This is a genomic window from Nocardia sp. NPDC023733, assembly GCF_040639775.1.
Classification (GTDB): Bacteria; Actinomycetota; Actinomycetes; order Mycobacteriales; family Mycobacteriaceae; genus Nocardia; species Nocardia rosealba.
In genome coordinates this window covers 1-10,348 of the sequence record NZ_JBFAAN010000002.1, presented here as the reverse complement: position 1 = coordinate 10,348, position 10,348 = coordinate 1, and the positions used below count along the sequence as shown (strand labels likewise).

Below are 10,348 nucleotides of genomic sequence, written 5' to 3'. Positions count from 1 at the left end.
TCCTCCAATGTCGCCTACATCACATGGCGCCTGTCCATGCAGTGCCGACACTAGGCGTTCAGTTAATAAAACGGAACTTATTCCGATAAAAAAGTCAGACGGGCGTCCAGTCCGTTTCCGAAGGTGGGCACGACCTGGCCATGAGTGTGCGCTCCAACACATCGGCCACAGATATGTGAGCTAGCACACTTTCAGAACGGGAGACTAGGAGCCGAAACGTTGCATCTGCGTTGCATCGGCACCGAGGCGCCGATCGAGCACCCGGATCTTGGCTTCGATCTGCGCATACAGGGGTGAATCGCGATCGACGGTCGCCCGATAGGCGGCCCAGGCCGCAGCATCGTCGCGCCCCTCCTGACCCGCGGTCCACCGGCGCAGCACAGCCGGGTCGGCCGAGGCGAGCACCGCGGTACGCAGCCGCACCCGCAACTCGTCACGGAGGTCGCAGATGCCCGGCGCCGAGGATCGCGGCAACACCGGACCGGCGTACAACCGTAATGCGGATTCGATATCACCGGAATCCAGCGCGGCCCGCAGCGCCTCCACATCGGTTGCGACATGCACCTGTAAGCGGTATGGGCGCGAGGCGACCACCGTCGCGCCGACCACCGCGCGCAACCGCGACATGGCGGCGCGGATCGTGCCGTTGTCCAGATCGGTGTCGTCGAGCAGCAGCGCGAGATGATCCGAACCCAGACCCTCGGGATGCTCGGTGAGCAACAGCAGGATCTCGGCATGACGTTGCGACAGCGGTACCCGCTCCCCCGCCACGCTCAAGTGCGGCTGCCCCAGCCCGAGCACATCGAGCGCCAGCCTCGCCTTTTCGGGTTCGGTTGCCGGATCGCTTCCGCGTACCGAGGTGGTTTCGCCTCGGCCCGCCCGCATGGCTCGCAGCACCAGATCCATCTCGGCGGCGGTGGCGGCGGCCTTGACCAGGGCGAGGATTTCCGGCTTGGCCACCCGCATCCCGCCGGCAATCATCAACACCCCGACGAGCCTGCCGTCCGGCTCGTGCACGGGTGCCGCCGCACCGGTGATCTGGTGCATGCGATGCAGGAAGTGCTCGGGTCCGTGGATCCAGGTGGCTCGGCCGGTGCGCACGACGAGGCCGACGGCATTGGTGCCGATGCGCCGTTCGCTGAGGTCGTCGCCTTCGCGCAGGCCGATCTCGGCGGCCGCGGCGACCTGGTCGGGATGACCGTGCACGCAGAGCACCCGGCCGAACTGGTCGGCGACGGTGACGATGAGTCCCGCCCGCGCCGCGTCCTGGACCAGCAGTTTGTCGATCAACGGCATGAGGGCGGCGATAGGGTGGGCATCGCGATACCGCACCAGGTCGGCACCGCGCAGACCGCGACCGTCGACCATATCGGTGGGATCGATCCCACCGCGTACGCTGCGTAACCAGGACTCGAGAACGAGCGGACGCAACAGACCGGCCAGCTGGGTCAGCTGTTCACCACCGGCACTGAGAAAACCATGGGCCTGTGCGGCATAGGCTTCCAGAGCACCGAGCTGAGCGCCCGCCTCCGTAGCCTGCCGTGGGGGCCGCCCACCTGCAAGATTGCTGACCATTTGCCTTTCTTTCCCGCTACAAACTGTACCGGGCAGTTATCGGGCCAAACGCCAGAAGTGCGGGTTTGTCCCGCAGGTCACATTGTGCTAGCGGATGTCACTCCGTCACACCGTGTAGCACGCCGCTATGGCTGCGGCGAGCGTCACTACCGTGGCCTGCGGACCGCGCGTCAGCGGCACCGGGACGACTGAAAGGTCGGCGATTCTCAATCCTTCGATTCCGTGCACGCGGCCGAGCTCGTCGACGACCGATTGCTCGTCGTTCGCCGGACCCATCCGGCAGGTGCCGGACAGATGCTGGGACGTCCCACTATTGGCACGTAGCCAGTGGTCGTCGACGGGGCCGAACCTCAGGTCGAACAGTTCGCACGCCAGCTCCACGCCCGCGCGCAGGTTTGCCCGGTCCGCAGCGGTGAGCAGCCGGCTCTGATCGATATGGGCGGGCACGGTGGGGTCGGCCGATCGCAATGTCAGTTCGGCGGCGCCGGTCGGCCGCATGTGCGCCACCCCGAGCCTGCGCAGGCCGGGTGTGAAGGCTGGTGTGTACGGGCGGAATTCGAGGTCGTCGTGTTCGAGCACGTACTCGAGGGCGACGGCCGACGCGGCCGGTTCGGGGCCGGGGAACTCGACGCCGACCTCGGGGTGGTCGGTGCACCACGTCCCGACGGGGGCGGGCCGGACCACCGGAATGCCGAGTGCGCGAAGTTGCCGCTCGGGTCCGATACCCGAGCGCAGCAGCAGTGCGGCCGATTCCACGGCGCCCGCGCAGAGCACGATCCGGTCGGCGTCGGTGCGTCCGTATTCGCGGCCGCGCACCCATTTCACACCGACGGCCCGGCTGCCTTCGATGACCAGGCGCGTCACCGTCGTCTCCCCGATGACGGTGAGGTTGGGCCGATCGAGGACCGGATAGAGATGGGTGATGCCAGGTCCGGCTCGCCGATTTCCCGAGATCGCGAGTGGTACCCGTCCGAAGCCGTCCGGTGCGTCGAGCGCGTTGAGGTCGGCGACCTCGCGCAATCCGGCTGCGGCGCAGCGTTCGGCGAATTCGGCGCTGAACGGAGTGGGCTGCGCGGTCCGGACAACAGGGATCGGACCGTCGGTGCCGTGGCCGGGGTCGGTGCCGTGATCCAGGTCGTTCTCCAGGCCCCGGAAGAACGGCAGCAGCGTGTCGAAGGTCCATCGCTCGCTGTTCCAGTCCGTGAAGCCCGCGGCGGGCGGCCGGATGAAATAGCTGCCGTTGATCGCCCCGGAACCACCGATCAGCTTGCCACGCACCAGGTTTCCCGCGTAGCGCCAGAGCACCGCAGACTCCGGCCCGACCGGGAGATGGCCGGGGTCGAGCAGTTCGGCGGGAATGTCGGCGGTTGCGGGCCACACCTGTCCAGCCTCGAGCACCAGCACCGTGTGGGCCGGGTCGTCACTGAGCCGAGCCGCGAGCACACACCCCGCCGAACCGGCCCCGACCACCAGAGTGTTCGGCAACGCGGACAGCTCAGTTCGGCGGAACGTGCGGCTTCAACGCCTCGAAGCTGCGTGCCCGGATGACGCCGAGCCACAGCCCGGTCCCGTACGCGACATCGTCGAGCCGCTTGTAGGCCACATAGCGCAGCGGATCGAGGCCACCGGAATCGCGATGGGTGAACCAATCGGCCAGTCCGTCGGCCAGTGCCATGGTGACCGCGATCTTCCTGATCCGCTTCGACGCGAGCACCGCGAGCAGCGTCACCGGCCAATAGTCACGACACATCGCCGAAGCCAGTCGCCAGAGTCCGGCGAAGAATCCGCGCGCCAGATACACCGCCGCGATGCGGGTGGGATTATCGAGTTCGGCGAACACCCGACGCATCCGGATGAGCGCCGTCGCCAAGGTGACCAGCCCGCCGAGCAGCCCCCATTTCGACATGGTGGCGAACAGGATCGCGGCCAGCACCGTCCACTTCGGCACGCTCAGCGGCGAGACCATCTCCCCGTGCCGCTTGCCCAGCGGCGCGGCGCCCGTGCCGTAGAACAGCTTTCGGGTGAACCAGGCCCGGAACTCGACCCGGTGATCGTGGGCGACGTGGGCGGCCGGCTCGTAGCGCAAGCGCCAACCTGCCCGCTCGAGCCGCCAGCACAGGTCGACATCCTCGGCCACCTGCATGGATTCGTCGAACCCGCCCTCACCGAGCAGTGCCGCGCGCCGGGCCAGCAATGCCGCGCTCGGCACGTACGACACGATGCCGCGTGCGTGCACCGCGGCCTCGCGCCTGCCCAGATCCAGCGAGGAGCGGGTGTGTTCGTAGCGGGCCAGAGCGTTGGACTCCGAATCCAGGGCGACGATGCGCGGCGCGACCAGCGCCACCTGCGGATCGCTGAAATGCCCGAGCATCACCTCGAGCCAGCCGCTGCGCGGCACCACATCGGAGTCGAGGAACGCGACGAAACCGGTTGACGCCGCGCGTAACCCGGCATTTCGGGCGGCGGCCGGGCCGAGTGGGCGCTCGTGGCGTAGTACCGTCACCTGACCGCGCCCCGACCGGGGCGGGATGCGCACCGGTTCGTCGGAACCGTCGTCGACGACGATCACATTGTGTCCGCGCAGCGAGCCGAGCAGCCGCACGAGTCCGTCGGCGTTGTTGTAGAGCGGGACGACGACCGTGACGTCGTCGGGAGAGGGCAGCAGCCGGGGTCGCGGGTTGGCGACCCCGGAGTCGAGGAGTCTGCGGGCGACGATCGCGGACTTGGTATCGGTGACCTCGAGGTACCCGTCGCCGATCAATTCGGCGGCCTCGGGTGCCAGGCGCAGCATCCGTGCGGGCGATCCGCCGATCAGGATCCGACCCCCGGAAAATGCGCGTACCCGTGGATCGATCCGTACCCCGAAGCCGTCGGGCAGACGATCATGGCGCATTCCTCGCATGCTATTCGCACTTGGTCCGCCAAACATCATCACCCCAGAAAAAAGGAAGAAACTCCGCTCGAAATGCCGCTCCGACCGCTTAGTTGACGTGTCGAGCAAGATCGGCAGCGCACCGCTGGCAACCGCGACGCGACTACCCGAGCGGACTTTCGTTGCACGCCTTGGCGGGTGGCTGGCGCACGGTCAGCGGCAGCGACACCCGGGTGCGGGCGCGCACCGGCCGCGAGTGGTCGACGGCCGGGCGCGGAACGACCCGACCAGGTGCCGACAACGCCGCCTCCCCGTACCCCTGCACACACTCCGGGTCGGGTCCGTTGGCGGGCAGACCGGTGAAGAACTTGGCGGCCATGCACCCGCCACGGCAGGCGTCGTAGTGGCTGCACTTGGTGCAGGCGCCGCCGTCGACGGGCTCGCGCAGTTCGGCGAACAGTTCGGCGTTGGTCCACACACCGTCGAAACCGCCGTCGGTGAGGATGTTTCCGGCCTTGAACCGGTCGTGGATGGCGAACGGGCAGGCATAGACATCGCCCACTGGGTCGACCAGGCACACCACCCGGCCCGCACCGCACATGTTCAGGCCGGGCAGGGCCGAACCGAAGGCCGACAGGTGGAAGAAGGAGTCGCCGGTGAGCACCCCCTCGCCGTTGCGCACGAGCCAGTCGTAGAGCTCGCGCTGCTGTTCGGGCAGCGGGTGCAGCTCGTCCCATACGTCGGCGCCACGGCCCGACGGACGCAGGCGGGTCAGGCGCAGGGTGGCGCCGTAGCGGTCGGCGATGGCCTTGAATTCGTCGAGCTGGGCGATGTTGTGGCGGGTCGCGACCACCGAGAGCTTGGCATCGCGGAAGCCCGCGTCGGCCAGGTTCGCCAACGCCTTGACGGCGGTGTCGTAGGAGCCGGGACCGCGCACGGCGTCGTTGACCTCGGCGGTGGCGCCGTCGAGGGAGATCTGCACGTCGACGTAGTCGCTGGCGGCCAGCCGGGCGGCGACCTGCTGGTTGATCCGAACCCCGTTGGTGGAGAACTTGACCCCCACATGGTGGGCCGTGGCGTAGTCGACCAGCTCCCAGAAGTCCGGGCGCACGGTCGGCTCACCGCCACCGATGTTGACGTAGAAGATCTGCATGCGCTCGAACTCGTCGATCAGCGCCTTGCACTGCTCGGTGCTCAGCTCGTTCGGGTCGCGGCGACCCGACGACGACAGGCAGTGCACGCACGACAGGTTGCACGCGTACGTCAGTTCCCAGGTGAGGCAGATCGGCGCGGCGAGACCGGACTCGAAGCGGTCGATGAGCCGTCCGCCCTGCGGGGCGCCGGCCGGGGCAGGCGGGCTCGGTTCCATCGGCGTGACCGGGCCAGGCGCGGGCACGATCATGTCGGTGCGGGCCAGCTGGTCGAGTGCCTCGACGTATGCCGTGGAAGCGCTGAAGCCCTTGGCGTGCAGCGCTTCCCGCACGGAAAGGTGCGCGGGCAGCGACCGGACCACGTCGACCAGCTCGCGGCTCTTGAGGAACGAAAGCTTGCGGGTGCCGAAGTGGTACAGCAGCGCACCGAAGGACTCCGGACGCAAGGAGACCCGGGGATGCAGCGCCCATCGGGCATCGAGATCGAGCACGCCTGCCGCCATGGTCAGTACACGCCGCACATGCCGTCGATGCTGACCTCTTCGATCAGCGTCTCGGCGATCAGGTCCTCGCCGGTGTCCTCGCTCGCGGGTGCCGGGTTCTCGGCCATGACTACCTCCCATGTGTTGACGGTCACTCGCGACTTTAACGTCAGTCACTGCCATAAAGGCGGGATTCGGAAAAACTCACCGGACGGGCCACGACATCTAGACTTCCGGGAGCAGGACGGAAGGGGCCCGAGAGCCCAGCGGCAGTAGAGGTGAGGCAGAGGCTTGCGTAACCACGGTGGGGTCGGCAGCGGCGCGAATTCGACACTCTCGGAAGCGGAGATCGTCGAGGCGGCGCTGCGCGTAGTACGCGAGGACGGCGTGGAGAAGCTGTCCATGCGCAGGCTCTCGCGCGAGCTCGGGGTGTCGCCGATGGCGCCCTACTACTACGTCGCCGACAAGCGCGAACTGCTCGACCTGGTCGCCAGCGCGGCGCTGGTCGGCGTGCGCAAGCCGCCGCGCGAGTCCGGCCCGTGGCAGGTACGCCTGCGCGATCTGATCGATCAGATAGACGATAAACTGCGCAGGCATCCCGGCCTGGGCGACATCCTGCTCGAGCAGATGCTCGGCAAGCAGCTCGACCTGATCGAAGCGGTGATGGAGATCCTGTTCGACGCGGGATTCTCCGATCGCAACGTGCTGGCCGCCTACGCGACCATTCACACCTACCTGTTCGGCCGCAGCAGGGTGAATCCGCGTGACCGCTCCGCCCCCGCGGACGTGCTGCTGCCCGAAGCGGTGGCCCGTGCCACGAAGTACATGTCCGACCTGCGCGGCAAGTACTCCTACGACTTCGGGATGGAGGTGCTCGTGGCCGGGCTCGAGGCGCAGCTTGCCCTGCAGGCGCGTCCGGACTTAGCATGAAACTGAAACACGTTCTAGTTTTGTTCGAGAGGACGACATGACCACAGTCGAGGTTCCGCACGGCTCGCGCTCGGTGGTACTGCGGGTCGCCGCAGTCATCGCCGAAACGGCCGATACCCGCTCCGTGGTCTTCGAGGTGCCCGACGAGCTGCGCGAACGGTTCGCCTACCAACCCGGGCAGTTCCTCACCCTGCGCATCCCCAGCGAGCTCACCGGCTCGGTGGCCCGCTGCTACTCGCTGGCGAGCTCGCCGTTCACCGACGACCTACCCAAGGTGACCGTGAAACGCACCGAGGGCGGCTACGGCTCGAACTGGCTGTGCGACAACATCAGCGCCGGCGACGAGCTGGAAGTACTTCCGCCGTCGGGCGTGTTCACTCCCCGCGACCTCGACACCGATCTGCTGCTGTTCGCGGCGGGCAGCGGCATCACCCCGGTCATCTCCATCCTGAAGTCGGCGCTCGCCCAGGGCAGCGGCAAGATCGTGCTGGTCTACGCCAACCGCGACGCCGGCTCGGTGATCTTCGCCGACGAGCTGCGCGAACTGGTCGGCAAGTTCCCGCAGCGGCTCAGTGTCATCCACTGGCTCGAACCGCTGCTCGGCCTGCCGACCGCCGACATGCTCGCCCGCCTGGTGAGCCCCTACACCGCCTACGAGGCGTTCATGTGCGGGCCGAAGCCGTTCATGGACCTCGTGCACACCGCGCTCGCCTCGCTCGACGTGCCGCGCAGCCGTACCCACGCCGAGATCTTCAACTCGCTGGCCGGTGACCCGTTCGCCGACCACGCGCCCGCCGAGGTGTCCGAGGAGGAGGCCGCCGACGCCGCGACCGTCGAGGTGGAGCTCGACGGGCAGGTGCACGAGCTGAGCTGGCCGCGCAAGCAGACGCTGGTCGACATCATGCTCGACAAGGGCCTCGACGTGCCCTACTCCTGCCAGGAAGGCGAATGCGGGTCCTGCGCCTGCACGGTGCTGGAAGGCAAAGTGGAGATGGAGAATTCGGAGATCCTCGACCCCGAGGACATCGAGAACGGCTACATCCTCGGTTGCCAGGCGCGGCCGGTGACCGACCACCTGAAGATCCAGTTCTAGCGCATCGCCCGATACGCGGCGCGTTGCTCCTTGTCGAGGTGTTCGGTCGCGTAACTCAATGCGGTGCGGCCCATTTCGCGTGCGTTGGCATCGAGGAAGCCGGTGAGCAGCGCCGGGTCGACCTTCTTGCCGACCTCGCGCAGCATCCAGCCGAGGGCTTTCTGGATGAGGTCGCGGTGGTCATCGAGTAATTCTTCGGCCAGGGCGAGAGTGGTTGTCGCGTCACCGGCGCGGATGAAGGCGAAGGTCGAGAGCAGGGCCACTCGGCGGTCCCAGAGTGAATCCTTGTGCGCCAGGTCGAAAAGCAGGGTGCGGTCTTTGTCGAGCAACCAGGCGCCGAGGATGTATTCGGCCGACGAGTCGACCAGATCCCAGTTGTTGACGCGACCCCTGGATACGGCGGCCAGATAGCGGTCGACGATTTCCTCGCGGGCCTTGTCGTCGCGGGTGCGTGGTTTCGACGCGGTGGCGAACTTCGCGTCGAGAACGAGCAGGGCGACAAGGCGTTCCTCGTGGATCGGGCTGTCGAGGAGTTCGTCGACCTCGTCGAGGGGTAAGGCGGTGAAGCGTTTGGCGACGTTTCTGCTCGCCGGCACGCCGACGCCGAGGAAGACATCGCCCTCGCCGTATTCACCGGGGCCGGTTTTGAAGAAGCGCTGCAGGTGTCGCGCGTCGGCCCGGTCGGCGTGTTCGGCGAGCGCGGCGCGTACGTCGTCGGCGGTGGGAGCCTCGGTCACAACGCACCTCCAGGGTCGGTTATGCGCATTCAACACCACAGGACACCCTCCCGGTCACCGCACCACCCGGACCGGAACGTCAGAGGCCGACGGCGCCCAGCAGGCGGCCCGACTCGAAAGTCGCTGCGCTGGTAGGCAATTCCCCCGGTTCACCGCTGGTGCGGACGATGACCGTTCCGGTGCCGGTGGTCGGCCTGCCCAGCTCGTCCATCTTGCGGACAGTCTGGGCGGCGACGGCCTGAGCGCTGTCGAACAGGCGCACACCGTCCGGCAATGCGGCGACGATGGCGTCGACGACCAGCGGATAGTGGGTGCAGCCGAGCACGACGCCCTCCACATCGGCGGGTGTGCGGGCGGCGGCATCGGCGATCGAGGCGTTGATCGCGGGCACGTCACCTCGGTCGATGGCGTCGGCCAGGCCGTGGCAGGCCACCCCGACAACCTTCGCTTCACCGCCGAAGCGGGCGATGAGGTCGGCCTGATAACGGCTGGCCGTCGTCGCCGCCGTCGCCCACACCGCAACCGAACGACATTGCGCCGCAGCGGGTTTGATCGCCGGAACCGTGCCGATCACCGGCACCGACTCCCCCACCTCGGCGCGCACCTGAGCCAACGCCGTCACACTCGCCGTATTGCACGGCAGCACGATCACCTCGGCCCCCAGCGCCAGCGCCTGCCGCGCCGTCGCTAGCACCCGCTCGACCACCCACTGTTCCGGCTTGGGCCCCCACGGCGCACCCTCGGGATCGAGCAGCAGCAACAGATCCACATCGGGTCGCAATTTGCGCAGCCACGCGGCCGTCGGCAACAAGCCGAGACCCGAATCGATAAGCGCGACGATCACGGGTCCACCGTATTACAGCCCCGCGAGGCCCCCCGTCCCGCCTACAGCAACTCCACCTCGTCGAACCCAACGGTCAACCGATGCCGATCCTCCCGCAGCACCCCGCCCTCCCGGTGCGTGGTCCCCACAGCGAACTCCAGCCCGAGCGTCGACCGCCCGGTATCAACGGACTGGACGACAGCACAGATCCCACCGAACGGACCGTGCGAAAAGACGACCACGTCGCCAGGTGCGTACTCAGAAATCCCCACAGCGCCAGAGTAATCCGATCCGCGTGCCGGGGACAGAATCGTTTGCCTGCACTAGGCAAGCACCGCCAGCGATCCGTGCCCTCACCGGCAGTCCGCCACACCGCGAACTAACCCCTCACTCGAGTCCGCCACCTCCCGCCCTCCGAGCCACACGGCACCAATTAAGTCCGCCACCTACCGCACTCCCAGCGGCCCCGCATCACCCAAGTGCGCCACCTACCGCACTCCCAGCCGCACGGCACCAATTAAGTCCGCCACCTACCGCACTCCCAGCGGCCCCGCATCACCCAAGTGCGCCACCTACCGCACTTCCAGCCGCACGGCACCAATTAAGTCCGCCACCTACCGCACTCCCAGCGGCCCCGCATCACCCAAGTGCGCCACCTACCGCACTCCCAGCCACACGGCACCAA

10 protein-coding genes are annotated in these 10,348 nt (G+C 67.6%); 2 read left to right on the top strand and 8 right to left on the bottom strand.

All coding sequences use genetic code 11. The features are described from left to right. Positions 1-204 precede the first annotated feature (204 nt). The 5 genes from AB0F86_RS11710 to mftA all read right to left on the bottom strand — a co-directional run bounded on the left by AB0F86_RS11710 (position 205) and on the right by mftA (position 6,208). Positions 205-1,575, bottom strand: a complete 1,371-nt coding sequence (locus AB0F86_RS11710) for a GAF domain-containing protein (protein WP_225278595.1) — start codon at positions 1,573-1,575, stop codon at positions 205-207. 105 nt (positions 1,576-1,680) lie between these two features. Beyond that, on the bottom strand, positions 1,681-3,060 hold the full coding sequence (mftG, locus tag AB0F86_RS11705) for a mycofactocin system GMC family oxidoreductase MftG (protein ID WP_356985916.1): 1,380 nt from the start codon (positions 3,058-3,060) through the stop codon (positions 1,681-1,683). Positions 3,061-3,070: 10 nt separating this feature from the next. After that, complete coding sequence (gene mftF, locus AB0F86_RS11700; RefSeq protein ID WP_225278593.1) at positions 3,071-4,468, bottom strand: mycofactocin biosynthesis glycosyltransferase MftF; 1,398 nt, start codon at positions 4,466-4,468, stop codon at positions 3,071-3,073. Between the two features lie 142 nt (positions 4,469-4,610). Further along, positions 4,611-6,101 (bottom strand): mycofactocin radical SAM maturase, encoded by a 1,491-nt coding sequence (mftC, locus tag AB0F86_RS11695; protein WP_356985924.1) that lies wholly within the window; start codon positions 6,099-6,101, stop codon positions 4,611-4,613. A gap of 2 nt (positions 6,102-6,103) precedes the next feature. Beyond that, entirely contained in the window at positions 6,104-6,208 is a 105-nt protein-coding gene (mftA, locus tag AB0F86_RS11690) for a mycofactocin precursor MftA (protein WP_067485222.1), read from the bottom strand. A 163-nt stretch (positions 6,209-6,371) separates the two neighbouring features. Here mftA and mftR2 point away from each other — a divergent pair, with 163 nt between their 5' ends. Beyond that, positions 6,372-7,010, top strand: coding sequence for a mycofactocin system transcriptional regulator MftR2 (gene mftR2, locus AB0F86_RS11685; RefSeq protein WP_067485219.1), 639 nt, complete (start codon positions 6,372-6,374; stop codon positions 7,008-7,010). 37 nt (positions 7,011-7,047) lie between these two features. Further along, positions 7,048-8,103 carry a ferredoxin--NADP reductase gene (locus AB0F86_RS11680; RefSeq protein ID WP_356985917.1) on the top strand — a complete coding sequence of 352 codons (1,056 nt, stop codon included), beginning with the start codon at positions 7,048-7,050 and terminating at the stop codon, positions 8,101-8,103. On the opposite strand, the gene AB0F86_RS11675 is transcribed toward AB0F86_RS11680, so the two are convergent. From AB0F86_RS11675 to AB0F86_RS11665, 3 genes are all read right to left on the bottom strand, one after another. Beyond that, entirely contained in the window at positions 8,100-8,840 is a 741-nt protein-coding gene (locus tag AB0F86_RS11675) for a DNA alkylation repair protein (protein WP_356985918.1), read from the bottom strand. The two genes, AB0F86_RS11680 and AB0F86_RS11675, sit on opposite strands and share 4 nt — an antisense overlap. Positions 8,841-8,919: 79 nt before the next feature. After that, a complete protein-coding gene (locus tag AB0F86_RS11670; protein ID WP_356985919.1) occupies positions 8,920-9,684 on the bottom strand; it encodes an aspartate/glutamate racemase family protein in 765 nt (254 codons plus the stop codon). A 41-nt stretch (positions 9,685-9,725) separates the two neighbouring features. Further along, a complete protein-coding gene (locus tag AB0F86_RS11665; protein WP_356985920.1) occupies positions 9,726-9,935 on the bottom strand; it encodes a hypothetical protein in 210 nt (69 codons plus the stop codon). Positions 9,936-10,348 lie beyond the last annotated feature (413 nt).